We start from the raw sequence: 25246 nt of genomic DNA on the forward strand, positions 1-25246 counted from the left end.
TGGGGCGCCCGCCGTTCAGCCGATGGGGGCGCAGGTCACGGTGGCGGTGAAAACGGCGTCACCGTCGTGCTCGGCCCGCACCGCCACGCGCGGCAGGCCGGCCGCGTCCGGGGTCAGCGCCCGGGCACGTATCCAGCAGGGCACGTCCAGCTCGGCATAGCGGACGAAGGAGCAGTCCATTGCCACGGCTGTCGAGTGGCCGGGCCCGACGGTGGCGTACGCGGCCTGCCGCGCGGCCTCGACCATCAGCATTCCCGGCACGTGGTCCACGGGGTGGTCGAAGAGCACCGGGTGCGTGATGTCGGTCCGCAGCTGCCAGCGGCCGGTCTCGCCAGTGGGGGAGAGCACTACGTCGGCCGTGCGGTCCCGGCCGACCAGCGCCGGAGGGACGGGGGCGGCCGGCGGGATCACGCGCGAGAGGGTGTGGTCGAGGTCGGCGTACGAGCCGCGCAATCTTCGGTAGACGGCGGGGGCGTGGCAGGTGAAGGTGCACTCGACGCGTCCCAGGTGCCGGCCGTCCCGCGTGGCTTCGAACGTCTGCCGCATGCCGGACAGCCGGCTGCCTCTCCGCACGATGTCGTGGTCGTTCACGTGTACTTCGAGGTCGGCGGGGGTGGCGGCGACCTCGAGGGCCTCGGGGGCGACGGTGTACCGCATGCTTCCCCAGATGACCGGGTGGCCCAGTGGTATGCCGTGCCCGACGTGGTTCAGCAGGAGTCCGGCCTGCCGTACGGTCTCCACCAGCATCAGCGGGTCGTGCAGCCCGTGCGCGGGGCCGTAGAAGCTGTGGGCGCGCGGCCATTGGGCGTCGACGGTCCAGGCGTCGGGTCCTCTGCCGCGCCAGTCCGTGAGGAACACCTCGGTGACCGAGCTGCGATGGACGTACTCCCGCGGAACCGTGGTGGTCAGTGCTGCGGAGTCCCCCGAAGGCGCGCCGGGTCGGCGGGGGGCGGAGTGCGGCACGGTCAGAACGACGGTCATGCGGATTCCCTCCCTGGGCGGGCGCGGGGTGCGCCCGTACTCAGCGCCTGCGACCCCAAGATACGAACCGTCTGGTTTGTTTTCTAGTGCTCAGAGTGAATCTCTGGGCAGAAGTGTTACGTGTGATGACGTAGAGATAAGGCCAGGGCTGTTTGCGGCCGTGCTGCATGAAGCGACGGGTGGCCCGGAACGACAGAAGACGGCGGCCAAGTGGCCGCCGTCGGAGGAGGGTCGGGGGTCGGTTCAGGCGGCGTGGCGTTCCCACCGGCCGCTGGGAGTCAGGTGGCTCAAGGCTCCCGGCGGGGCCAGGCCCGGGAGGATGTGCCGCCACAGAGAGGTGACGCGTTCATGCAGGTCGGCGCGGTTCGTGACGGCCTGGGAGAAGAGCTGCACGCCCATGTACGAGGACACGACGAACTCCGCGGCCTTCACCGGGTTCACCGCCGACAGCAACTCCCCGCGCTCGCGCGCCTCGGTGAACATCCGGGTCACGATCTCGATCCAGTCCTGGTACGGCACCAGCGGCTCGCGGCTGAAAGTGGTTTCCACCGCGATCCGGGTGCCGGCCTGAAGTACCGGGTCGTCCCGCAGCGCCTGCGCCACCTGATGGCTGAAGTCGATGACATCCTGCAACCGGGAGTCGCTGGGCGGCGGGACGAGCATCTCGGTCTGTTCCGCGATGACCGCGCGGGCCAGGGCGTCCTTGGACGGGAAGTGGAAGTACAGCGCGCCCTTGGTGACCTGGGCCCGGTGGATGATCTCCGCGATGGTGGCCGCTTCGTAGCCCCGTTCGCCGATGACCTGGGCCGCCGCCACGAGGACGGCCTGTCGAGTGCGCACTGCCCGTTCCTGCTTGGCCACCGGCGGTCCTCCGCGTCTTTCGTTCTGGGGCGCGTCCGCCTCCGGCGGATCTGGCCGAATTCTATTGACGGCGCAAACAATAATCCAACCAGACGGTATTGATCTGCCGTGGAGATTTGGGAAAGCTTCGTTCCGGTCGTACCGGTCCTGCACGGTCGGCCCCGAGTCCGGACGCGGCGCGTGCGTACGGGCTCCCGCAACCGTCCCGCAGCCCTCTATCCCAGGAGCCTCCCCCCATGGCCGCGCCCGTCCACCCCGCCACCCACCGCGAAGTCCGCCTCGCCGCCCGCGCCGACGGCGCCCTGACACCGGATCACTTCACGGTGGCCGACACCCCGCTGCCGGAACCGGCGCCGGGCACGGTCCTGGTGCGCAATCGGATCATGGCCGTGACCGCCGCGATGCGCACGATGATGACCGGGGCCGAACTGCCCATGCCCTCCTTCGTGCCGGGCCGGGCGCTGTGGGGCGCGGCGATCGGCGAGGTCGTGGAGGCGCCCGGCGGCGGCTTCGCGCCCGGCGACCTCGTCCGGCACGACCTGGGCTGGCGGGAGTACGCTCTGGTGGACGCGGCACGGGCGCACCGCATCGACCCCGAGGCGCTGCCCGACCCGGCGGCGCATCTCTCGCAGGGCGCCACGGCCTGGGGCGCCCTGGTGCGCATCGCGCAAGTACGCCCCGGCGACACGGTGTTCATCACCGGCGCGGCCGGTGGCGTCGGCAGCCTCGCGGGCCAGCTCGCCCGGCGCCTGGGGGCGCGCCGGGTCATCGGCTCCACCGGCTCCGAGAGCAAGGCCGCGTACCTGGTGAAGGAGCTGGGCTACGACGAGGTGGTGCTCCGCGGCGCCGGGCCGATCGGCCCGCAGCTGCGCAAGGCGGCGCCCAACGGCATCGACGTGCTGCTGGACACCGTGGGCGGCGAGCAGCTGGCGGCGGCGCTCGAATCGGCCCGTACCGGAGCCCGGTTCGCGCTCGTGGGCGCGCTGTCGGCGCAGCTGGGGGACGACGGGGACGGGATCACGGCGCCGGTCGAGCTGGACGCCGGTCTGGTGGTCTCCCGGCGGGTCACGCTGCGCGGCTTCTCGGTACGCGACCACCCGGGCCTCGCGCAGGAGTGGACCGAGGAGTTCGGGCGCGGGCTGCGCGACGGCACGCTGATCTTCGCGCACAGCCGGCTGCGCGGCCTGGACCAGGCCCCGGAGGCGCTGCGCGAACTCGTCCAGGGTGACCACACCGGGGCGGTGCTGGTCGAACTGTGAACTCCGTGCGGCCCGCCGGGGGGCGGGCCGGGCGGCAGCCGTAGGGGCCCACCCTGACGGGTCCCTGCGGCACACGGGCGCGGCGGTCATCGGGCAGGCGGTGACCGCCGCACCCGTGCGACGACCGTTGCGGGCGGGCGTCTCGAGGGGCTTACGACGGTCAGCGCGGCGGCGTGCGGCGCGGCGCGAAGCCGGCCGGGTCGCGCCCCGCGGCGCCGCGCAGGGCGGGCTGGGGGACGGCGGCGCGCGGCCCGCCGGGCGGCCCGGCCCGCAGCGGGCGCCCCGCGCCGGCGCCGGCGGGCACCGCCCGGGGTGCGGGGACCAACTGCCGCCACATGTCCGTCACGGCCTCCCGGCTCCACCACGTACGGTCCGCGTGGCCGAGCTCCAGCAGCCCGACCACCATCGTGGTCAGCGCCCGGGCGAGCCGCTGCGGGTCGGTGTCCGGGGGCAGCCGGCCCGCCGAGCGGTCGGCGGCGGCCTTCTCCAGGAACAGCGTGCACCACCGCCGGTGCAGCAGGGCGCCGCTGGGCGCGGGGTCGCTCTCCGGGCGGATCCGCAGCCCGGCGCGGACGACGACGTCCCGGTCGACCCGGTCCAGCAGGGCGGCGGCGAAGTCGCGGGACGCGCTCAGCAGCGGGTCGGGCGCGCGCAGGAGCTGCTCCTCCAGCTCGCGCAGTGCACCGAGCGCCTCGTCCCGTACGGCGAGGGTCAGTTCTTCCTTGGACTCGAAGTGGAAGTAGAGCGCGCCTTTGCTCAGTCTCGCGCGCCGGCTGATGTCGACCATGCCGGAGGCGGAGACGCCCTTGTCGATGAAGCTCTGGGCGGCCGAGCGGATGAGCGCCTGGCGGCTCTGGATCGCGCGGTGCTGCGTGGGCACTGTGTCCGTCCTGTCTCTCGTCCGGCTCGCGGGCTCGTGGAGCCGGTCCGGCTCGCGAGCTCGGTGAGCCGAGGGCTCCGTCACGCGGGAGCCCCATGGCTCGATGGCTCACATGGTTCTTGGTTCACGTGGTTCGATGCGGCGAAAGGGTAGCGAGAAAAACCAACCATGCGGTTTCAATATCGTACGGCCCGGCGGTGTCGGGCGCGGTAACCGGCCGATCTCTCGAAGCCGAGGTGGCCGAAGTGCTACCCCCATGATCGTCGCCTTGTGATGGGCGGATGACGGTTCGTCCCGGGTGTCACATGCGTTGCAGTCGTGTACGCGTTGTGTGTGAGGTGTGGCTCAGCGCATTGACAAACAGCGCAGGCGGTTTTTAAATCTGCAAAGGTGAGCAACGAAACGCGTTGCCTCTATGAAAGCCGTTGTAGCGCTTCCCCGCCAGGCCCCCGCGGCGTTGCGCGCCGACGGAACCGCTTCACTCTTCACACATGCATCGGTTTCAGTTCCTCATCGCCGGTGGGAGTCCTGGACTCCGCCCGGCCCGTCAACGCATCGGAAAGGTATCGAGCAATGCGCGATTCAGCGGACGTCGGCGAAGGCATCGGGGGGGCGCCGCGGGGTGGCGGTACGGTCCCGATCCGGGCTGTCGTATTCGACCTGGACGGCACCCTCGCCGACACGCTGCCCGCCATTGGCCGGCTGCTCTCCAAGGTGGTCGCGGAGCAGGGGCGCCGGGTGACGCCCCGGCAGGCCGCGGCCGCGGTCGGCAAGCCGGCACCGGCCGCCTTCGGGCAGCTGCTCGGCCGCCCGGAGACGGATGAGGCGGTGCTCACCGCGATGGGTCGCTACCGCGAACTCTTCGCCCACGAAGTGCTCCGCGAGGGCCCGCGCCTGCTGTTCCCCGGCGTCTCCGCCGGCCTGTCGGCGCTCCGCGCGCACGGCATCGAACTGGCCGTGGCCACCTCCAAGGTGGCGCGCAGCGCCGAGGCGCTGCTGGACGTGATGGGCATCCGCGACCTGGTCGGCCCGGTCATCTGCCACGACATGGTGCGGCGCGGGAAGCCGCACCCGGAGATGGCGCTGCGCGCCGTCTCGCAGCTGGGCGTCTCGCCGCGCGAGAGTGCGTACGTCGGTGACACCGTCGGCGACATGCGCATGGCCGTCACCGCCCACATGGCCCCGATCGCCGTGACCTACGGCGTGGGCCGCTTCGGGGAGCTGGCCGCGGTGGCCGGCACTCGGATGTGCAGCTCCTTCCGGGACGTGGTCGCCGCGGTGGCCGCCTCCCGCCCCCGCCCGGTCGAGATGGCCGCCGGGTACCACCGGATGCGCTGAGGCGCTCCGCTGCCCGTCACCCCGGGGCCGTACCCCGTCCGCCCCGTATGACGTCCGTACGACGCCCGCCCTGTACGACGCCCGCTCCGCACGACGTGCCCCGCGCGCGGACGCGCCGCCACCCCGACGGCCGTCTCCCGCCGGTGCGCACGCCGGACCCCCCATGCGGAGGCCCGTCCCTCACCGGGGACCCAGCGCGCCCCGCTCACCCAGCACGCCGTGCGCGAACTCCGCGCCCGCCGCATGCAGCCGGCGGTGCAGCCGGCCGAAGACCGCCGCCGCGCGGCCACCGGGCCAGTCGTCCGGCAACAGCGCGGCAGGCAGGCCGGGATCGGCGTACGGCAGGCGCCGCCAGGCGTCCAGGGCCAGCAGATAGTCGTGGTAAGCCGTCTCGGGCTCCGTTCCGCGGCGGTGGGTCCAGCGCCGCAGTACCGGCTCGTGCGCGTCGAGGAACGCGCGGTGCCGCCCGGCGATCGCGGGCAGGTCCCACCAGCGCGCGACCGCCTCCACCGTTGGCGCGAACCCGGCGTGCGCGCCGGTGAAGAGGTCGACGTACGGATCGAGATGGAGGCGCCGCAGTACGTGCCGGGTCTCCTCGTAGAGATGGCCCGGGGCGATCCATACGCCCGGAGCCGCGGTACCGAAGCCGAGCCGGGCCAGCCGGGAGCGCAGCAGGTGCCGCTTGTGCCGCTCCTCTTCGGGTACCGAGAACACCGCCAGCACCCAGCCGTCGCTCGCGCGCGCCGCGGGCCGCCCGTAGATCCGCCGGTCGCCGTCGGCCAGCAGCTCGCGCGCGTCCTCCGACAGCGCGTACCCGGCGGCGCCCGCCGGCGTGCGCGCGGGCACCAGCAGCTCGCGGCGCTTGAGCCGGGAGACCGCCGAGCGCACCGACGGCGGGTCCACGCCCACCACGCCCAGCAGCGTGATGAGCGCCGCCACCGGCACCGGCCCCAGCGGTTCCCCCTTCACGTCGCGTCCGTACGCGCCGTAGAAGGTGACGATCAGGGACCGTGGGGTGCGCTGCGGCTGCGGGTCACTCACGCCGTCACTCTAAAGGGGCACCCTGCAAGGGGGCCCGCAGCCGGAAGCGCTGGAGTTTGCCGGTCGGCGTCCGGGGAAGCGCGTCGTGGAAGACGATCTCGCGCGGGCACTTGTACGGCGCGATCTCGGCCTTGGTGAACTCCCGCAGCGCGGCGACGGTTTCCTCCGAACGGGGGAGGTCCGGGCCCAGCACCACATGGGCGACGACGACCTGTCCGCGTTCCGCGTCGAAGCGGCCCACCACGGCCGCCTCGGCCACCGCCGGATGCCGCAGCAGTGCCTCCTCGACCTCGGGCCCGGCGATGTTGTACCCGGCCGAGATGATCATGTCGTCGGCGCGTGCGACATAGCGGAAGTACCCGTCCGGCTCGCGCACATAGGTGTCGCCGGTGAGGTTCCAGCCGTCCCGTACGTACTCCAGCTGGCGCGGATCGGCGAGGTAGCGGCAGCCGGTCGGGCCGCGCACCGCCAGCAGTCCCGGCTCGCCGTCCGGCACCGGCCGGCCCGCCGTGTCCACCACCCGCGCCTCGTACCCCGGTACCGGCACTCCGGTGAACCCGGGGCGGGCGGCATCGTCGGCGGCCGAGAGGAAGATGTGCAGCAGCTCCGTCGCGCCGATGCCGTTGATGAGCCGCAGGCCGGTCGCGGCCCGCCAGGCGTGCCAGGTGGCCGCCGGCAGGTTCTCGCCCGCCGAGACGCAGCGGCGCAGCGACGTCACGTCGTACCCGGCCAGTTCGGGCAGCATCGCGCGGTAGGCGGTGGGCGCGGTGAACAGGACGGAGACCCGGTGGGCCGCGATGTCCCGCAGCAGCCCGCGGGGGCCGCCCCCTTCGGTGAGCAGCGCGCTGGCCCCGGCCCGCAGCGGGAAGATCACCAGGCCGCCGAGGCCGAAGGTGAAGCCCAGCGGCGGGCTGCCCGCGAAGACGTCGTCCGGCACGGGGCGCAGCACGTGCGCCGAGAAGGTGTCGGCGATGGCGAGCACATCCCGGTGGAAGTGCATACAGCCCTTGGGCCGCCCGGTGGTGCCGGAGGTGAACGCGATCAGCGCGACATCGTCGGCGGAGGTGTCCACCGCCGTGTACTCGGCGGGCTTGTCCGCGGCCCGGCGCAGCAGATCGTCGGGCGCCTCGCCGCCGTACGCGGTGACCGCCAGATCAGGCAGCGCGGCCTTGGCCAGATCGTCCACCGACCGTACGTCGCACACCGCGTGCCGGATACGCGCGAGGTCGCAGATGGTGGCCAGCTCGTGGGCGCGCTGCGCGGCCGGTACGGTCACCGCCACCGCGCCCGCCTTCATCACCGCCAGCCAGCAGGCGGCGAGCGCGGGGGAGTTCGGCCCGCGCAGCAGCACGCGCGTGCCGGGCCGCACGCCGAGATCGTCGCTCAGTACGTGCGCGATGCGGTTGACGCGCTCACGCAGCTCGCCGTACGTCCAGACCGTCCCGTCGCCGTCGCGCAGGGCGGGCCGCTCCGCGCCGAACCGGTTCAGCGAGCCGTCCAGCAGCTCGGTACCGCAGTTGAGCCGGTCGGGATAGCCCAGATCGCCGAGGTGCGGCCACTGCTGGGGTGGTGGGAGATGGTCTCGGGAGAAGGTGTCGGCGTGGGCCGATGGCTGTAGGTCCATGACACATGCGCCCCCTCGTGACGCTCAGCCGTGGTGTCCGAGGGCCGCCGGGGACTGCCGTACGGACGGTTCGCCAGCGTAACGTGTTCGTGACGGCAGTCAACAGACCGCGATAAAGCAGACCGTCATAAGGCCGACCGCGACACAGCAGACCGCGACAAGTCGGACCGCGATGGAGCAGACCGCGACAAGGGAGCCGCCCTGTGACCGCATTCGCGCTGGACGCCGGCGACGAGACCTGGTGTGCCGAACTCCGGGCCCTGACCGCCGCCCGACTGCGCCCGCTCGCCGAGAAGGGCGAGCCCGGCCGGATCAACCGCCCGCTGGTGGCCGCGCTCGGTGAACTGGGGCTGCTGAGGCGGCTGTTCCCCGAGGGCGGCACCGTCCGCGCCCTGGATCTGTGCCTGCTGCGGGAGTCGCTGGCCCAGGAGTGCACGGAGGCGGAGACCGCGCTCGCGCTCCAGGGGCTCGGCGCCTACCCCGTACTGCAGTCCGGTACCGAGGAGCAGCGGGCGCGCTGGCTGCCGGAGGTCGCCGCCGGGCGCGCGGTCGCCGCCTTCGCGCTCAGCGAGCCCGGCGCGGGCTCCGACGCGGCGGCGCTCACCCTGGCCGCCGAGCCGGACGGCACGAGCGGCAGCGGCTGGCGGCTCACCGGCGAGAAGTGCTGGATCTCCAACGCGCCCGAGGCCGACTTCGCCACGGTCTTCGCGCGCACCGGCGAGGCCCCCGGCGCCCGCGGTGTCACCGCTTTCCTCGTCCCCGCCGATCGACCAGGGCTGAGCGGCGAGCACCTGGACATGCTCAGCCCGCACCCCATCGGCACCCTCGTCTTCGACGGCGTCCCGGTCACCCGCGCCGACGTCCTGGGCGAGCCCGGCCGCGGCTTCGGCGTCGCGATGCGCACCCTGAACCTCTTCCGGCCCAGCGTCGGCGCCTTCGCCGTCGGCATGGCCCAGGCGGCGCTGGACGCGGCCCTGAAACACGCCGCCACCCGCACCGCCTTCGGCGGACCGCTGAAGGACCTGCAGTCCGTCTCCCACCGCCTCGCCGACCTCGCGACCCGTATCGAGGCGGCCCGGCTGCTGGTGTACGCGGCAGCCGCGGCCTACGACGCGGGCGCGCCCGGCATCGCCAAGCGCGCCGCCATGGCCAAGCTGCTCGCCACCGAGACCGCCCAGGAGGCCGTCGACGCCGCCGTACAGATCCACGGCGCCCGCGCCCTGCGCCGCGGCCACCTGCTGGAACACCTCTACCGGGAGGTGCGCGCGCCGCGTATCTACGAGGGCGCGACCGAGGTGCAGCGGACGATCATCGCGCGGGAGCTGTACCGGTGACGGGCGCCCCGCCGTCGGACACCCCGCCATCGGCCGCGGCGCCGTCCTCCAGCCCCGCGTCCGCCGCAACCACGGCGGCCCGCTCGGCCGTCAGGTCCAGCGAGCGGCAGGCCAGCACGTACACCCCGGCGGAGACCGGCAGCCCGATCAGCATCGTGATGTCGGCGCCGCCCACCCACGCGGCGCCCGGCCCTCTGAGGTCCCCGAGCTCCGCGAACGGCAGCATCGACAGGAAGCCGATCCCGTAGGCGAGCAGCCCGCGCCCGCTCCACCGCCCGTACATCCCGCGCGGGTTGAAGATCTCCCGGATCGAGTAGTGGCCGCGCCGCACCACGTAGAAGTCGACCAGGTTGATCGCCGTCCAGGGGGTGAAGAGGTAGCCCAGTACGGTCAGGAAGTGCTCGAAGTCGGTCAGGAACGACCTGTCGGAGCCGAACGCGATCGCGGTGGAGAGCACGCCGAGTACCAGCAGCGCCGCGATCCGCTTGGCGAGCGTCGGCCGGATCTTCCGTACCGAGTCCATGCTGGAGAGCAGGGTCAGGCTGCCGCCGTAGAAGTTGAGCGTGCCGATGGAGATCAGCGGCACGACGGAGACCAGCAGCAGCGTCACGCCGAAGCCGGGGAACAGCGCGTCCCCCGCCGAGATCACCGAGTCGACCAGCTCGGCCTTCGGGAACAGCCCCGCCGCGACCGTGCCGATCAGCATCATCCACGCGCCGCCGATCCACGCGCCCAGGTACGTCCACCAGAAGGACGACCGCACACCGACCGTCGGCGGCAGATACCGCGAGTAGTCCGAGACATAGATCGACCAGGACATCTGGTACACGGCCGCGGTGAAGAACTGCACCAGGAACGGCGCGAGGGCGAAGCTGCCGAGGTCGAGCTGCGCGGGCGAGAAGGGGGCGACCGCCACGACACCCACCGAGAAGACCGCCAGCACCGCGATCACCAGGTACGTGAGCCAGCGGGAGGCGCGGTGGATGACGTCGTAGCCGATGACCGCGAGGACGATGGCGAGTGCCGCGTAACCGATGTAGCTCGCCGCGGCCGGGGTGCCGGCCAGGTGGTGCATCGCCTGCGCGATCAGGATCTGGTTGAACGCGGTGTACCCGATGTACGTGGTCAGCGCCACCACCCACACCAGCAGCGCGCCCACGTACCCGAACTGCGGGCGGGACTGCACCATTTGCGGCAGCCCGAGCTGCGGGCCCTGGGTGGAGTGGAAGGCCATGAAGAACGTGCCGAACGCGCCGCCGAGCACCACGGCGATCGCGGTCCATATGAGATTGCCGCCCAGCGCGACGCCGATGGCGCCGGTCGCGATGGTGGCCAGGTGGGCGTCGCCCGCGAACCACACGGGGAAGAGGTGCCACACCTTGCCGTGCCGCTCGGCCAGCGGCACGTAGTCGATGGACCGGGTTTCGATGATCGGACTCGCTGTCACGGTGCGACTCCTCCTGAAGAAAGACGTCTGCGGGGAAGGGAAGGGGGCGGGCCGCGGGTCCCTCTCCGCGGCCCGCCCCCGGGGCTCTCAGCTGTCGTCGGTGCGGTGCAGTGCCGCGTACGCGAGCTGTTCCAGCAGCAGGCCCGTCTCGCGGGGCGCCTCGGCGACCCGGCCGTGCACGGTGACCTCGACGGTGCCCGCCGTACCGGTGGCCGCCACTCATGCCTCCGGAGCGGGCGCCGGGGCGAAGGACAGCAGCCCGCCGAGCCCGCGCTTGGTGATCTCGTTGGCGATCACCAGCCGCTGGATCTCCGAGGTGCCCTCCCAGATGCGGTCGACGCGCAGCTCGCGCCAGAGCCGCTCGACCGGCTGGTCCCGCATGTAGCCGCGGCCGCCGAAGATCTGCTGGCAGCGGTCGACGACGCGGTTGGACGCCTCGGACGCGGCGAGCTTCACTGTCGCGGCCCGCGCGTGCAGCAGCTTGCGGTCGCCGCCCTCGGTGAACTCCCAGGCCACCTGGTGGGTGAAGGCCCGGTTGGTGGTGATGTCCACGACCGAGTCCGCGAGCATGCCCTGGATGAGCTGACGGTTGATCAGGGGTTCGCCGCCCTGGACGCGCTGCTTGGCCCAGTCGGTGGCGAGCGTCAGCGCCCGCTCGGCCGCGCCGATCGTGCGCGCCCCGATCATCAGCCGCTCCTCGGTGAACCAGTCGCGGGTCAGCTCGTACCCCTGGCCGACCTCGCCGAGTACGGCGTCGGCGCCGACCCGGACGTCCTCGAAGAGGAACTCGGGGTGCTCGTAGACGAAGGTGTGGGTGTAGCGCGGGGTGCGCTTGACCGAGACGCCAGGGGTGTCCTTGTCGATCAGGAAGAGCGTGGGGGCGCCCGACGGCGCGACGTTGGCGAGGACGATCAGGAAGTCGGCCGCGTCGCCGACCGTCACGAACCACTTCTCGCCGTTGATGACGTACCCGTCGCCGTCCGGCGTGGCCGTGGTCCTGATACCGGACGGGTCCGAGCCCGCGTCCGCCTCGGTGATCGCGACGGCGTCCCGGCAGCGGCCCTGGATGCCGGGCAGCAGATAGCGCTCGCGCTGCTCGGGGGTGGCGGCGCGCAGGCAGTTGGCGGGTCGCCAGACCGTGTCCCAGAGCGCGCCGGTCAGCTTGCCCAGCTCGTCCTGGACGACGACCTGCTCCAGCACGGTCAGCCCGGCGCCGCCCCACTCGGCCGGCATATTGATCGCCTGCAGGCCGCTGGCCAGCACCTCGTCCCGGATGGCGGCCAGCGCCTCGGGGGCGAGGCCATTGTTCGCCTCGCACTCCTCCTCGTACGGCATGATTTTCGCGGCGAGTCCGGCGGCACGTTCCTTCAGCTCGGCCAGGCGCGGGGTGTAAGCGAACTGCACGGTGTCTCCTCAGACGTCAAAAAGTGATGGGTCGTCAGTCGGCGAGGACGATGCGGGCGTCCAGGCCGAGGCAGCCGTCCGGCGTCGCGAGCAGCGGATTGACCTCCAGCTCGGCGATCTCCGGGTGCTCGGCGGCGAGGGTGGCGATGGCGGCGACGGACTCGGCGAGCGCGTCGAGGTCGACGGCGGGCCGGCCGCGTACGCCGTGCAGCAGCCGGGCGGCGCCCAGCCGCTGCAGCAGCTCCTTGGCCTGGGCCGGTACGAGCGGGGCCAGCGCGAAGGTCACGTCGCGCAGCACCTCGGTGGTGATGCCGCCGAGCCCGGCCATGGCGACCGGGCCGAACCTCGGGTCGCGCTGCACGCCGACGATGATCTCCACGCCCCGGCTCAGGTCCGCCATGGCCTCGACGCAGAAGCCGGGCGGGGCCAGCCGGTCCGTCATGTCCTGCGCTGCGGCCCGTACGGCCTCGGGGTCCGCGAGTCCGAGGGCGACGCCGCCCGCGTCGGACTTGTGCAGCAGGCCGAGGGCCTTGACGACGTACGGGCCGCCGCCGATCTGCCGCGCGGCCTCGGCCGCCCCGTCGGGCGTACTGACCTGCCGGGCCGCGGGAAAGGCCACGCCCGCGGCGCGGACCAGCTCGCGCGCGGTCCAGTAGCCGTTGTCGGCGACCGGCCGGCTGCCTTCGCCCTCCGGCAGGCCCGGCCGGTCGGCCGGTTCGGCGCGCCGGGCCAGCATCCCCAGGCACTGCGCGGCGTCCTCGACGGCCGCGAAGACCGGCATGCCCTGCCGGCGCAGCTCCTCGACGGCCGCGCTGTCGGGGCACATCGTGTGCACGACGACCGGCTTGCCGTAGTCGCGGACCAGCTCGCCCAGCTCCCGGGCGGTGGCCAGCTCCGCACCGGCCAGCCGTTCGCCGTAGCTCGCGTATCCGCCGAAGTACCCGGTCAGCAGCACCGCGTCGGTGTCCGGGGCGGCCAGCAGCAGCTGCATCGTGCGGGCGAAGGACGTGATGTCCCGCTCGCCGGCGCCCGCGATGTCGACCGGGTTGCCGACGCCCGCGGACGGCGGCAGCGAGGCCCGCAGCGCGGCGGCCAGCTCCGGCCCGAACTCCGGTACGGACAGCCCCTGTGCCTCGGCCAGATCGCAGGCGACCGCCGCGTGCCCGCCGCCGTCGGCCAGTACGGCCACCCGGTCGGCCCGCGCGTGCCCGAAGCGGTGCAGCGCGGTGAGCAGGTCGGTCATCTGCCGGGGACTGGTGACCCGGTCGATGCCGGCCGCCCGGCAGGCGGCGTCGATGACGCTGCTGTCGGTGGTCAGCGCGCCGGTGTGGGACTTGGCGCCGCGTACGGAGGCGGCGCTGCCGCCCACGGTGAGCAGTACGATCGGCTTGCCCGCGGCCACCGCGTCCGCGGCAGCGGCCACGAAGGCGCGCCCGTCCCCGAAGTCCTCGCAGTACAGCGCGATCAGCTCGGTACCGGGGTCTTCGGTGTACGAGCGGATCAGGTCGGCGGCGCCCAGGTCGGCCTGGTTGCCGAGCGAGGCGAAGCGGGAGAAGCCGAGGCCGCGGTCGGTGAGGAAGCGGCTCAGCTCGAGCGCCACGTTACCGCTCTGCGAGATCAGCCCGACGGTCCCGGCGGGCAGCGGGTTGGAGGCCAGGTACAGGCCGGTGGTGCTGTCCAGTACGCCGAGGCAGTTGGGGCCGAGCAGGACGGCACCGGCCGCGCGCACCCGGGCGGCGAGCGCGGCCTCCCGGGCCCTGCCCTCCGCACCCAGCTCGCCGAAGCCCGCGGTGATCCCGACGATCGCCTTCGCACCGGCCGCCAGCGCGTCCTCGACGGCGGCTTCAAAACCGGCCGCCGGCACCGCGATCACCACGAGGTCGACCGGCTCGGGGAGTTCGGCGAGGGTCCGGTACGTGGGCTCGCCGAGCACCGGCTCGCCGCGCCTGCTGATCAGGTACACCGCGCGCCGGCCCTGCATCCGCAGCGCCTGCACGGAGAGCCAGTTGCCGTACTTGGCCTGGTCGTTGCTCGCGCCGACCACGGCGACCACGCGGGGCGCGAACAGGGCGGTCAGATCGCGTACCTGCCCTTCGGGGGTGAGCACCGTCACGGGTTGGCCTCCTCGGAGCGCGGCGGGGACTGCGCGGGGACGGGGTGCCCGGTGCCCCAGGCGTCGGCGCCGCCGTCGACGACGACGGTGGTGCCGGTGATGTACGCGCCTCCGGGCGAGGCGAGGAAGGAGATCAGGCCGGAGACGTCCTCGGCGCGGCCGAGCCGACCCAGCGGCACGGCCTGCGCCCACCGTTCGCGGTCCGCCTCGGTGTAGGTCTCTTCGAGGCCGCCGGTGGCGATGGTGCCGGGCGCGACGCAGACGCTGCGGATGCCGTACCGGCCCCACTCCAGGCTCAGCCCGGCCGCCAGGTTCTCCACGGCGGCGCGGGCCGCGGTGGCGTGCACCATGCCGGGGATGCCGCGGCGCGGCGAGAACGCGAGGAAGAAGACGGCCCCCGACCGTTGCGGGATCATCGCCTTCCGCGCGACCTCGCGGGTGACGTTCCAGGCGGCGTCCACGGCGAGCCGGTGCACGGCCCGCCAGCCGTTCGCGCTGATGTCCTCGGCGGGCGCGGTGAACTGCCCGCCCGCGTTGTTGACCAGTACGTCGACCCGGCCGTAGGCGTCCAGCGCCCGGTCCACGACCGCCGTGACCTGCTCCTCGTCGCGGATGTCGGCGGCGATGTCCAGGCAGTTGCCGCCGGCTTCCTCGATCTCCTTGCGGACCTCGGCCAGCGGCTCCGCGCGGCGGCCGCAGACGACCACGCTTGCCCCGCCCGCGGCGAGGTCCAGCGCGGTGGCCCGGCCGATGCCGGTACCGCCGCCGGTGATCAGGGCGACCTTGCCTTCGTGTACGCCGGGCCGCAGGACGGACGCGGTGGCGTACGGGGGTGATGCGCTCCCCACAGGGGCCTCCTCGTTGAGCGGAACTCGTCTGACTGATGCGTCAGTCAGCCTCATCACAAGGGGAGCCGTCAAGGGATACGGCCAACGTTTCCCGGCGGTAATTTCCGCGGACCGACGAGGGGTGCCGAGGGCCCGGGGTTGTGTTTGACTGACGCGTCAGTAGGCTTTGGCCAACTGTTGCCGTACCCGGAGGACGGGATGACCGCTGCGCCACGTACCGATGAGGACCGCCGCCAGGCGATACTCGAAGCCACCTGGCAGCTCATCGCCGAGCGCGGCATCCACTCCGTACGGATCGCCGACATCGCCCGCGTCTGCGGCACCAGCACCGGCACCGTGCACTACTACTTCCCCGGCAAGAGCGATGTGCTGGCCGAGGCGCTCAAGTACTGCGTGGAGCAGGCGTTCGTCCGGCAGAGCGAGGAGCTGCGCGCCATCGACAACGCGCACGAACGGCTGCTGAAACTCATCGACATGCAGCTGCCGCGGCTCGGCCGGGTGCGCGACGAGTGGTCGATCTGGCTGCAGTACTGGGCCGAGGCTGTGGTGCGCCCCGAATTCCGCGCCGCGCACAATGAGTTCTACGCCCGCTGGCAGGACGCCGTGATCCGTATCGTGCTGCGCGGCCAGCGGCAGGGCGTCTTCCGCGCCGACCTCGACCTGGAGGGCGTGGCCCTGCGCCTGACCGCGCTCACCGACGGCGCCGCGATCCAGGTCCTCACCGGCGCCCCGCGTATGACGGTCTCGGTCATGCGGGAGCTGCTGGTCGACTTCGTGCGACGGGAGCTGGTGGCCGAGATCCCGGCCGTACGGTACAGTTGATCTTGAGCTCGTCGCCGGGAAAACCGGTGCAGAGCCCGGCGTTGGTGGTCCAAGGAAAGGCGCCCCACTTCCTGTGGGGAGATGCAGGTGCAAGGCCTGCCCAGCGCTCGCGACGAACCCCGGTCTCCCACAGGGAGACCGGGGTTCTTTTCGGTGGGGGGGCAGCGGCCATCGCGCAATCACAGGCCACGCGGCTTCAGAAGGCCACCGGGTCGCGCATGATCGGACAGGTCATGCAGTGCCCACCACCGCGGCCGCGCCCCAGTTCGGCGCCGACGATGGTGATGACCTCGACCCCGGCCTTGCGCAGCAGCGTGTTGGTGTGGGTGTTGCGGTCGTACGTGAAGACGACGCCCGGCTCGACGGCGACGGCGTTGTTGCCGCTGTCCCACTGCTGCCGCTCGGACGCGTACACGTCGCCGCCGGTCTCGATGATCCGCAGGCCGCTCAGGCCGAGCGCCTTGGCGACGACGTCGACGAACGGCGTGGCGCCCTCGTCGGTGATGTGCACACCGGGCGCCTTGTCGGTGGGACGCAGCGAGAATGTGTGCACCGAGTCCATGATCCGCGGATAGAGCGTGACGATGTCCCGGTCCGCGAACGTGAAGACCGTGTCCAGGTGCATCGCGGAGCGCAGCTTCGGCATTCCCGCGACGACGACATGCTCGGCGGCGCCCTTCTCGAACAGGGCGGCGGCGACCTGCGTGATGGCCTGGCGGGAGGTGCGCTCGCTCATGCCCATCAGGACGACGCCGTTGCCGACGGGCATGATGTCGCCGCCCTCGAAGGTTGCCTGCCCCCAGCCCTTCTCGGGGTCGCCCCACCACACCGTCGACCCCACGAAGTCCGGGTGGAAGAGGTAGACCGCCTTCATCAGCAGCGTCTCGTCGTGCCGCGCCGGCCAGTAGAGCGGGTTGAGGGTCAGTCCGCCGTACAGCCAGCACGTGGTGTCGCGGGTGTAGAGCGTGTTGGGCAGCGGCGGCATCAAGTATTCGCGCGCGCCGGTGGATTCGCGCGCCAGCGACACATAGGCGGAACGGTGGTCGTCCGGCAGATCGGCGGTGGCGAGCCCGCCGATGAGGTACTCCGCGAGCAGCCGCGGCTCGAGCGTCTCCAGGAACGCGCGGGTGTCGTCGATGAGGCCGACCCCGACCTGATTGGCGACGATCTTGCGGTCCAGGAGCCATGCCTTCGCCTCGGGGATCGCCACCGTCTGCGCGAGCAGCTCGTGCAGCTCCACGACGTCGACGCCGCGCCCGCGCAGCTTGTTGACGAAGTCGGCATGGTCGCGCTGCGCGTTCTCCACCCACATGACGTCGTCGAAGAGCAGGTCGTCGGAGTTTGTCGGGGTGAGCCTGCGGTGCGCGAGCCCCGGCGCGCAGACGAGGACCTTGCGCAGCCGGCCCACCTCGGAGTGGACGCCGTACGCGGCGGAAGCAAAGGTGTCGTGGTCAGTCACGGTGTGCCTTCCGGGGGTGACGTTCAGAGGCTGATCCAGCCGGCGGCCAGGGCCACGATGCCGAGCACGGCGCCGACGACGGAGACGACGAAGATGATGAGCTCCCGCGGCGAGAACAGGCGTCTGCCCTGCTCCCTGCGGGCCATCACGAACAAGATCGTGGCCGGGGCGTAGAAGATGAACGACACCAGGACGAACTTCAGCCCGGCCGCGACGAGCATGAACGCGGTGTAGACCGTGGCGACGGTCGCGATGGTGGTCTCGCGGGGGGTGGTGCGCCCGCCGTCGGTGAGCGGATCGGCCCGCGTTCCGATCTTCACGGCGAACCCGGCCGCCAGCAGGTACGGGATGAGCGAGAGCGAGCTGGTCAGGTCGAGCGCGAAGTTGAACGCGTCGTCCGAGAACGCGGTGGCGACGAGGACGAGCTGCGAGAGGGCCGTCGTCAGCAGCAGGGCGGGTACCGGGACGTCGGCCCGGTTGGCGCTGCGCAGGAAGCGCGGCATGTCGTCGTCCTTGGCGGCGACGAACAGTACTTCGGCGGCCATCAGGGTCCAGGCCAGATAGGCGCCGAGCACCGAGATGATCAGGCCGACGCTGATGAACACCTTGCCCCAGGGGCCGACGGCCTCCTCCAGGGCCCCGGCCATGGACGGCTGACGCAGCTCGGCGATCTCGGCCATCGGCATGATCCCGTACGAGACGATGACCACGGAGGCGAAGACGGCGAAGACGCTCAGGAAACCGAGGATCGTCGCCTTGCCGACATCGGAGCGCTTCTTAGCGTGCCGGGAGTAGACGCTCGCCCCCTCGACGCCGAGGAAGACGAAGACGGTGGCGAGCATCGTGCCGCGGACCTGGTTGAACAGGGAACCCGCGTAGTCCGCGCCGCCCCAGTTCTCCGCGAAGACGTCCGCCTTGAAGTAGAAGAGCGCCAGCAGGACGAAGACGAGGATCGGCACGATCTTCGCCACGGTCACGATCTTGTTGATCGCCGTGGCCTCCTTCACGCCGCGCCGGATCATCAGGAAGAACGCCCACAGCCCGGCCGAGGAGAGCACCACGGCGATCGCGGTGTCGCCTTCGCCGAGCGCGGGCCAGATCGCGCCTACCGTGGACATGATCAGCACCCAGTACGTCACATTGCCGACGCAGGCACTGGCCCAGTAGCCGAACGCGGAGAAGAAGCCCAGGTACTCGCCGAACCCGGCTTTGGCGTACGCGTAGACGCCCGCGTCCAGATCGGGCCGGCGCACGGCCAGGGACTGGAAGACGAAGGCGAGCATGAGCATGCCCGTGCCGGCGATGGCCCAGGCGATGAGCGCGCCCGCGACCCCGGTCTCCTCGGCGAAGCGCCCGGGCAGCGAGAAAACCCCCGCGCCGACCATGGAGCCCACGACCATGGTGATGAGGGTGAACAGGGTCAGTTTCGCCGGCGGTGGGGACTGTGCTGCCGGGTCGGCGGTGGTGGCGGCCTTCTCCATGTCGTCCTCACGATCGCGCTGCGGAGTCAACGGGACGCTCAGGCAACAGTCTCTTGCCGAATCGAGGGACGCACCTTTTATGGGGACAGTTGCATGAATAGCCGGATTTACATGGTGCGTGCATCATGGGGGCAAGCCGTCCTACGAGAGAAGGTCCACAGCCATGCGACGCACCGTGAGGTCGGCCGTGCCGGCCGCGCTGGCCGCGTGCGCGGCGGCGAGTGCTCTGGCGCTGTCCGCCTGCAGCACCGACAACGGCAACGACGCGGATCCGAGCGTCAGTGCCCGCCCCACCGCCCCCGACACGTCGAACTTCTCGGGCGAGCCGCCCTCCGCGCTGGCGTCGAAGAAGGCCGAGGTGAAGGAGTCCGCCTCCAAGGCGGCGGAGTCGGCCTCCCAGCGGGCGCACGACTTCGAGGCGTCGGTCTCCGCCGACGTGGAGCGCAACCGCCAGGAGTTCACGAAGGAGCTGGACAAGGCCGACGGCCGGGGCAACGCCATGAAGGACGTCTCCCTGACCGGCAAGCCCCTCGCCCAGACCAACGGAGTCCGCGCCCAAGTCGTGAACATCACCAACAGCACCGACGAGACGGCCTCCTACGCGGTGCGGGTCGACTTCCGCGACGCCGACGGCAAGGTCGTGGAGTCCACCGTCGTGGGTGCCAAAGACGTGAAGCCCGGCGACAAGGCGCAGCCCCTGGCGATCAGCACGAAGCCGCCGGAGCCGCACCTCACCGCGAAGATCGCGAAGGCGCAGCGGTACTGAGAGGTCGGTGGGTGACAACACGATCGAACGCCCGGCGAGGGCCGTGTCAATGCCCCTGACCCAGACGGCCTCGACTCCCATGAGACGCGAGGCTTCTGGACGGTCGCTCACTCACCTGGAGCAGCCAGGCCCGGTGGGGCTTTGGGAACCATGTCCGTGAGACGGCCCAAGCGTCCGTCCACCTGGCAGACCACACCCGGTCAGCCGGGACGCGTACCGCACCGGTCACGCGGCCAGGCGGGCTCCGAGGAGCACCATGCGCAGCGCCCGCTCCGTCGCGTCCGTGAGGAACTCCGCGCCCCTGCCGAGTGCCTCGTGCAGCGACACGGGGGCGGGCAGGATCGAGCTGTACGCGTCCACGCCCACGGCCTCGATCTGGCGCGCGCCCTCGCCGATGGTGCCGGCGAGCACCAGGACCGGGCGCCCGGACAGCTTGGCGCGCCGGGCCACTTCGGCCGGCACCTTGCCGCGCGGCGTCTGGTGGTCGAGCGCGCCCTCGGCGGTGACCACCAGATCGGCGCGGGCCAGCCGGGCGTCCAGGTCGAGGTGGTCGAGGAGCACGTCGAAGCGGGGGAGGAGCCGGGCGCCGAGGGCCGCGAGTCCCGCGCCCAGGCCGCCGGAGGCGCCGGTGCCGGCGCCGAGCCGGAGGTCGGTGTCGGTGGGCAGATCGCGCCCGAGGACGTACGCCCAGCGCTCCAGGGCGGCCGAGAGCTCCTCCACCTGCCGCGGGGTCGCGCCCTTCTGCGGGCCGAAGACGCGGGCCACGCCGCGCTCCCCGCACAGCACGTTGTACGGATTGCAGGCGACGAGCAGTTCGACGTCCTTGAGGCGGGGGTCGAGGTGCGTCGGATCGATGCGGTCGAGGCGGCCCAACTCGCGGCCGCCGGGCGGCAGTTCGTACCCCTTCGCGGTGAGCAGCCGGGCGCCCAGGGCCTGGAGCGCGCCGGCGCCCCCGTCGGACGTGCCGGAATCGCCGCAGCCGACGAGGATGCGGCGTACGCCCGTGTCGAGGGCGGCGCGGAGCAGCTCGCCGACGCCGTACGTGGTGGTGGCGCCCGGGTCGCGCCGGGTGTGCGGCACCAGGGAGAGCCCGGCGACGGCGGCCATCTCGACGACGGCCGTACCGGAGTCCAGCAGCGCGAAGTGGGTGCCGACGGGCTCGCCGACCGGGCCCGTCGCGGGCAGCGCGACCAGGCGTCCGCCGGCGGCGGTGGCCAGCGCGGCGGCCGTGCCCTCACCGCCGTCCACCAGCGGAATCAGATCGACCTCGGCCCCGGGGACCACGCGGCGCACCCCGGCGGCGATGGCCTCGGCCGCGGCCCGGGCGGACAGCGACTCCTTGAAACCGCTGGGCGCTACGGCGAATCGGGTCAGCATGTGGGTTCCTTAGGGTTGAAGTGGGTGCCCGGCTCACGGATCGGTTCACGGCCTGAGGAGCGGTACGGATCGGCTCACGGCTCGAGGAGCGGTACGCCCAGCAGCGGCCACACCGCGAGCGCGAACAGCAGGACCAGCGCGGCGGTCAGCGGGGCCAGTACGGCGGACAGCCGCAGCAGGTCGCGCGGCGCGTACGTGGGCGTCCCGGGTATCTCGGCGAACAGCGCGACCGGCTTCGCGGAGGCGGGCAGCGTGTGGCAGAACCCGGCCGCCGCGGTGGACGCGAGGGCCGCGGCGACCGGGTTGACCCCCGCACCGACGGCGGCCGCCACCACCAGTGGCACGAGGACGGAGGAGCGGGCCGAGCGGGACTGCAGCACCAGATGGGCGGCCGTACTGAGGACGATCACGACGGCCAGGAAGAGGGCGGGCGGTACCGCGACGGGCAGCCCGGAGACCAGCCACCGGGCCGCGCCGGAGTCGGCGAGCGCGACGCCCATCGCCATCGTCGCGGCCATGAAGAGCAGCAGCGCCCAGGGCACGGTCTTGAGCGCGTCCTTGAGGCGCACGGTGCCGAGGGCGGGGGAGACCGCGACGACCGCGCCGGTCAGGGCCACCACCGCGGGCGGCACCCGGTGCAGCGGCTCGCTGCACCACAGTGCGACCACCGTGCCGAGCAGCAGCGCACAGCGGGTCTCCTCGGTGCTGAGCGGACCGGTGACGGGCTGCTCGCTGTGCTCCTGGATCTGCTCGGTCGTGATCCGTACGGGACCGCGGCGGTCGGCCCGCCGGGTCGTCGTCAGGAGGACGGCCTCCGCGGCAAGGTGGGACGAGGCGACGGCGAGCGGCAGGCCGAGCAGCAGCCAGCGGGTGAAGTCGATGCGCTCGCCGGTCGCCTCCCAGAGCACCGACACGGTGATCAGATGCGCACCGGCCCCGATCAGGGTCGCCACCGCGGACAGCAGGATCACGGTCGGAAAGAGCAGCGCGAGCATCACGACCAGTCGCTTCCGGTCGGCGAGCACCTTGGCGAGCGCCAGGAACACCGGCAGCGCGAGTGCGGCGCGGCCCGAGGTGGCCGGCACCGCGAAGGCCGTGACCACCAGTGCCGCGGTCGTCAGATGCGTCAACTGCCGCACGCTGCGCGCCCCGCTGACCAGGAACGCGGCGGCCCGCCCCGCGAGCCCCGTCCGGGCCACCGCGGCGGCGAGCACGAACGCGCAGATCAGCAGCCACACGGTGGAGTCCCCGAGGGTGCCGAAGAGCGTCTCGCTGCTGATCACCCCCGTGACCGTGAGGGCGAGTCCCGCGCCCAGGGCGATGTACGTGTCGTCGATCGGCGTGCCGATCCACGCGCAGGTGGCGAGGGCGAAGACGGCGAGGGTCAGCCGGGCGTCGCCGCCGAGCCCGGGGAAGTTCCCGGGCACGACGAGCAGGGCGCAGAGGCTCAGGGCCACGCACAGGGTCGCGGCTTGGCGGAGGTTCAGGCTCACCCCCTCAGCGTCGGATGACGCCGTGAGTCATCGATGAGCCGTACATGAAGGGAACTTCACGCGGACAGCCGGTACCCCATTCCGCGTACCGTCTCCACCCGCTCGGCGCCCAGCTTCTTGCGCAGCGCCCGTACGTACACATCCACGATGTTGGAGCCGGGGTCGAAGTCGTACCCCCAGACGTGGGAGAGGATCTGCTCGCGCGAGAGCACCTGCCCCGGATGGCGCAGGAACAGCTCCAGCAGCACGAACTCCCGGGCGGTCAGGTCCACCAGCCGCTCGCCCGACCGCGCCCTGCGGGTCCGCAGGTCCAGCGACAGCCCGCCGCTGCGCAGCACCGTCACCTCGGGCGCGCGCGCCGCCGTACGCAGCCGCAGCCGCACCCGCGCGAGCAGCTCCTCGAAGCGGAACGGCTTGGTCATCCAGTCGTCCGCGCCGCCCTCCAGACCCGCCACCGTGTCGCGTACGGAATCGCGTGCGGTGAGCACGATGACCGGCAGGGTGATCCGGTCCTCGCGCACCTGCCGCAGCACGGTGAAGCCGTCCCGGCCCGGCAGCCCGATGTCGAGCACCATCAGGTCGAAGCCGCCGGTGAGCGCGTAGTCGTACGCCGAGTCCCCGTCGCCGACGACCGTCGTGGTGAAGCCGTTGGCGCGCAGGCCCTTCTCGATGAACGAGGCGATCCGCTCCTCGTCCTCGACGATGAGAATCCGCTTCAACTGCCCACCCCGTTCTTCTCGGTGTTCTTCGCTGTGTTCTTTTCGGTGTTCTCAATCTCCAGTACGAAGGTGGCGCCGCCGCCCTCGGTGGCGTGCAGCCGGACCCGGCCCCGGTGGCCCTCGGCGATCGCGCGGACGATCGACAGGCCGAGGCCGGCCCCCGAGGTGCGCGTCCCGCGGCGGGCCGTCCCGCGCCGGAACCGCTCGAAGATCACCTGGGCGTCCTGCGGCTGCACGCCGGGCCCGGAGTCGGCGACGTACAGCTCGATACGGCGGCCCGCGGCGCGCGAGCCGATGCGGATCGTCTGTCCGTGCGTGGTGTGCTGCACGGCGTTCTGCGCGAGCTGCACCATGGCCTGGGTGATGCGCTGCGGGTCCACCTGGATCTCGCGGTCGGCGACCTCGCCCAGCTCCCAGCGGCGCTCGCCCAGCGTGCGGGCCTTCACGAAGACATCGGCGGTGAGCTCGGCGAGCTGAACCGGCTCCGGGGTGACGAAGTCGGGCCGCTCGGCCTTGGCGAGCAGCAGCAGGTCCTCGACGATGCGGCTCATCCGGTCCAGCTCGTCGGTGACCAGCCGCACGGTCTCCTCGCGCTCGGCCGGATCGTCGCCCATCAGCTCCAGATGGCCGCGCACGATCGTGATGGGGGTGCGGAGTTCGTGCCCCGCGTCGTCGACGAAGTCGCGCTGCGCCGCGAAGGCCCGCTCCAGCCGGTCCAGCATCCCGTTGAACGTGTCGGCCAGCGCGGCGATGTCGTCCCGCCCCTGCACGGGGATCCGCCGGGTCAGATCCTGCTCGGTGAGCTGCGCTGCGGCAGTACGCACCACCCGTACGGGCTTGAGTATCCGGCCCGCGACGGCCCACCCGATGCCCGTCGTCATCAGCAGCGCGACCCCCGAGATGGCGAGCAGGATACGGAATACCTCGTCCGCCTTGTCCCGCTCGCGCTCCGGGTGAAAGGCGACGACGAAGGCGGCCTCGGGACCGTCACCGTGCGGACTTCCGCCGTGCCGGGCGACATCGACCTTGGCCCAGCGGATCTCGCCCGCCGGACGCCGCAGGGTGCCGGTCGGCTCCTTCGAAGCGAAGATCGCCCGGCGCGCCGCGGCATCGTCGCGCAGCGGACGCTCGGTGGGGATCTCCCGCGGCTGTACGAGTTTCGCGGGCTCGCGGCCCTCCCGCCGTACGAGACCGATCAGCTCCTCGTCGGCATCGGCGTACTGCCGCTCCAGGAAGACCCGGAGCAGCCGGTCGGGTTCGGTGAATCGGCGGCCGGTCTCCGGGTCGAAGCCCTGTTCCTCGAAGTTGGCGAATTCACTGGCCTCCTGCGCGAGCAGCCGCGTGATCCGGTGATCCACGTCGCGCAGCAGGATCGAGCGGGTGGTGGCGGCCACGGCGGTGAGCGCCACGGCCATCACCACCAGGAGCCAGAGCAGGATGCGGACCCGGGCGGATATCCGCCGGCGCGGTGCCGGATCAGCCGTCGTCACGGTCTCCGGCGCCGCGGTCGTCATCGTCGTCGGCGGAGTCGTCGGCGCCATCATCGGACGCACCGCCGGACGGGCCGCCGGAGGCATCGTCGGACGCGTCGCCGGAACGGTCGTCGCTCACCGGCGGCCGCGAGACCACCTCGTCGCTGGGCGTCGGCCCGGGGCCGGTCGGCCCGGCCGACGGGGAGCCGCTGTCCAGCTCGACCTTCGGGGGCGCCTTGGGCGATTCCGGGCTGTCGGTGAGGGCGTAGCTGGTCGCCGCGATACCCAGCGGTATCGCCACGACCGCGGCGAGCGCCGCCATGCGTTGCGAGAAGGCCATGGCGACGAGCCTGCGGGACGTACCGCATCGTCACGATGAGCCGGAGATGAAGAAATCTTCATCCAGCGGGCGGGCTGCGGTCGTGGCGCTCACGGCTGACTGTCTCCCCAGGTACACGTCCCACGGGTGCGGCCGCACCCCCTCCTGCTCCGCATTCTCACGGATCAGGAGGGGGCGGCGGCAAGCG

22 protein-coding genes are annotated in these 25246 nt (G+C 72.3%); 5 read left to right on the top strand and 17 right to left on the bottom strand.

What is annotated here, in order from left to right; all coding sequences use genetic code 11:
- Positions 1–15: 15 nt before the first annotated feature.
- Both IF04_RS0122955 and IF04_RS0122960 read right to left on the bottom strand, forming a co-directional pair.
- Positions 16–981 carry a ScbA/BarX family gamma-butyrolactone biosynthesis protein gene (locus tag IF04_RS0122955; protein ID WP_051831474.1) on the bottom strand — a complete coding sequence of 322 codons (966 nt, stop codon included), beginning with the start codon at positions 979–981 and terminating at the stop codon, positions 16–18.
- A gap of 243 nt (positions 982–1224) precedes the next feature.
- Positions 1225–1821, bottom strand: coding sequence for a ScbR family autoregulator-binding transcription factor (locus IF04_RS0122960; RefSeq protein WP_245654475.1), 597 nt, complete (start codon positions 1819–1821; stop codon positions 1225–1227).
- Positions 1822–2078: 257 nt separating this feature from the next.
- Here IF04_RS0122960 and IF04_RS0122965 point away from each other — a divergent pair, with 257 nt between their 5' ends.
- The gene (locus IF04_RS0122965) at positions 2079–3101 is read left to right on the top strand and encodes an MDR family NADP-dependent oxidoreductase (RefSeq protein ID WP_030261073.1); all 1023 of its coding nucleotides are present in this window, start codon (positions 2079–2081) and stop codon (positions 3099–3101) included.
- Positions 3102–3261: 160 nt separating this feature from the next.
- Here the strand turns inward: IF04_RS0122965 and IF04_RS0122970 are convergent, their stop codons facing one another.
- Positions 3262–3981, bottom strand: a complete 720-nt coding sequence (locus IF04_RS0122970) for a TetR/AcrR family transcriptional regulator (protein WP_063829512.1) — start codon at positions 3979–3981, stop codon at positions 3262–3264.
- 573 nt (positions 3982–4554) lie between these two features.
- On the opposite strand from IF04_RS0122970, the gene IF04_RS35990 reads away from it, so the two are divergent.
- Positions 4555–5319, top strand: coding sequence for an HAD family hydrolase (locus IF04_RS35990; protein ID WP_078600652.1), 765 nt, complete (start codon positions 4555–4557; stop codon positions 5317–5319).
- 180 nt (positions 5320–5499) lie between these two features.
- Here IF04_RS35990 and IF04_RS0122980 read toward each other — a convergent pair whose 3' ends face one another.
- On the bottom strand, positions 5500–6360 hold the full coding sequence (locus tag IF04_RS0122980) for a PaaX family transcriptional regulator (protein WP_030261087.1): 861 nt from the start codon (positions 6358–6360) through the stop codon (positions 5500–5502).
- Positions 6361–6364: 4 nt separating this feature from the next.
- Positions 6365–7984: an AMP-binding protein gene (locus IF04_RS0122985; protein WP_030261090.1), complete on the bottom strand. Its 1620-nt coding sequence runs from the start codon at positions 7982–7984 to the stop codon at positions 6365–6367.
- Positions 7985–8187: 203 nt separating this feature from the next.
- Between IF04_RS0122985 and IF04_RS0122990 the strand changes: the two genes are divergently transcribed.
- Positions 8188–9318, top strand: a complete 1131-nt coding sequence (locus IF04_RS0122990) for an acyl-CoA dehydrogenase family protein (protein WP_030261092.1) — start codon at positions 8188–8190, stop codon at positions 9316–9318.
- On the opposite strand, the gene IF04_RS0122995 is transcribed toward IF04_RS0122990, so the two are convergent.
- From IF04_RS0122995 to IF04_RS0123015, 5 genes are all read right to left on the bottom strand, one after another.
- Positions 9293–10765, bottom strand: a complete 1473-nt coding sequence (locus IF04_RS0122995; protein ID WP_051831475.1) for a purine-cytosine permease family protein — start codon at positions 10763–10765, stop codon at positions 9293–9295. The genes IF04_RS0122990 and IF04_RS0122995 overlap by 26 nt on opposite strands.
- Before the next feature lie 87 nt (positions 10766–10852).
- Positions 10853–10984 (bottom strand): hypothetical protein, encoded by a 132-nt coding sequence (locus tag IF04_RS40140; RefSeq protein WP_281179689.1) that lies wholly within the window; start codon positions 10982–10984, stop codon positions 10853–10855.
- Complete coding sequence (locus IF04_RS0123005; protein WP_030261097.1) at positions 10985–12169, bottom strand: acyl-CoA dehydrogenase family protein; 1185 nt, start codon at positions 12167–12169, stop codon at positions 10985–10987. It abuts the gene before it with no gap.
- A gap of 34 nt (positions 12170–12203) precedes the next feature.
- On the bottom strand, positions 12204–14282 hold the full coding sequence (locus IF04_RS0123010) for an acetate--CoA ligase family protein (protein WP_030261101.1): 2079 nt from the start codon (positions 14280–14282) through the stop codon (positions 12204–12206).
- Complete coding sequence (locus tag IF04_RS0123015; RefSeq protein ID WP_051831476.1) at positions 14279–15130, bottom strand: SDR family oxidoreductase; 852 nt, start codon at positions 15128–15130, stop codon at positions 14279–14281. Before IF04_RS0123015 ends, IF04_RS0123010 begins: the two co-directional genes overlap by 4 nt.
- 198 nt (positions 15131–15328) lie before the next feature.
- Here IF04_RS0123015 and IF04_RS0123020 point away from each other — a divergent pair, with 198 nt between their 5' ends.
- The gene (locus IF04_RS0123020) at positions 15329–15952 is read left to right on the top strand and encodes a TetR/AcrR family transcriptional regulator (RefSeq protein WP_030261107.1); all 624 of its coding nucleotides are present in this window, start codon (positions 15329–15331) and stop codon (positions 15950–15952) included.
- Between the two features lie 196 nt (positions 15953–16148).
- Here the strand turns inward: IF04_RS0123020 and IF04_RS0123025 are convergent, their stop codons facing one another.
- Both IF04_RS0123025 and IF04_RS0123030 read right to left on the bottom strand, forming a co-directional pair.
- Positions 16149–17411, bottom strand: a complete 1263-nt coding sequence (locus IF04_RS0123025) for an arginine deiminase (RefSeq protein ID WP_030261109.1) — start codon at positions 17409–17411, stop codon at positions 16149–16151.
- 23 nt (positions 17412–17434) lie between these two features.
- Positions 17435–18892 (bottom strand): basic amino acid/polyamine antiporter, encoded by a 1458-nt coding sequence (locus IF04_RS0123030; RefSeq protein WP_030261110.1) that lies wholly within the window; start codon positions 18890–18892, stop codon positions 17435–17437.
- A gap of 163 nt (positions 18893–19055) precedes the next feature.
- Between IF04_RS0123030 and IF04_RS0123035 the strand changes: the two genes are divergently transcribed.
- Positions 19056–19658 (top strand): FxLYD domain-containing protein, encoded by a 603-nt coding sequence (locus IF04_RS0123035; protein ID WP_030261111.1) that lies wholly within the window; start codon positions 19056–19058, stop codon positions 19656–19658.
- Positions 19659–19883: 225 nt separating this feature from the next.
- Here IF04_RS0123035 and IF04_RS0123040 read toward each other — a convergent pair whose 3' ends face one another.
- From IF04_RS0123040 to IF04_RS0123060, 5 genes are all read right to left on the bottom strand, one after another.
- Positions 19884–21035 (bottom strand): glycerate kinase family protein, encoded by a 1152-nt coding sequence (locus IF04_RS0123040; protein ID WP_030261126.1) that lies wholly within the window; start codon positions 21033–21035, stop codon positions 19884–19886.
- Between the two features lie 74 nt (positions 21036–21109).
- Positions 21110–22528: an SLC13 family permease gene (locus IF04_RS0123045; protein WP_030261128.1), complete on the bottom strand. Its 1419-nt coding sequence runs from the start codon at positions 22526–22528 to the stop codon at positions 21110–21112.
- Between the two features lie 56 nt (positions 22529–22584).
- Positions 22585–23247: a response regulator transcription factor gene (locus IF04_RS0123050; RefSeq protein ID WP_030261130.1), complete on the bottom strand. Its 663-nt coding sequence runs from the start codon at positions 23245–23247 to the stop codon at positions 22585–22587.
- A complete protein-coding gene (locus IF04_RS0123055; protein WP_078600656.1) occupies positions 23244–24761 on the bottom strand; it encodes a sensor histidine kinase in 1518 nt (505 codons plus the stop codon). Before IF04_RS0123055 ends, IF04_RS0123050 begins: the two co-directional genes overlap by 4 nt.
- Complete coding sequence (locus IF04_RS0123060) at positions 24724–25059, bottom strand: hypothetical protein (protein WP_030261142.1); 336 nt, start codon at positions 25057–25059, stop codon at positions 24724–24726. The genes IF04_RS0123055 and IF04_RS0123060 overlap by 38 nt, the downstream gene beginning before the upstream one ends.
- Positions 25060–25246: the final 187 nt, after the last annotated feature.

This window comes from Streptomyces violens (genome assembly GCF_000717745.1).
In the GTDB taxonomy this organism is placed as follows: Bacteria; Actinomycetota; Actinomycetes; order Streptomycetales; family Streptomycetaceae; genus Streptomyces; species Streptomyces violens.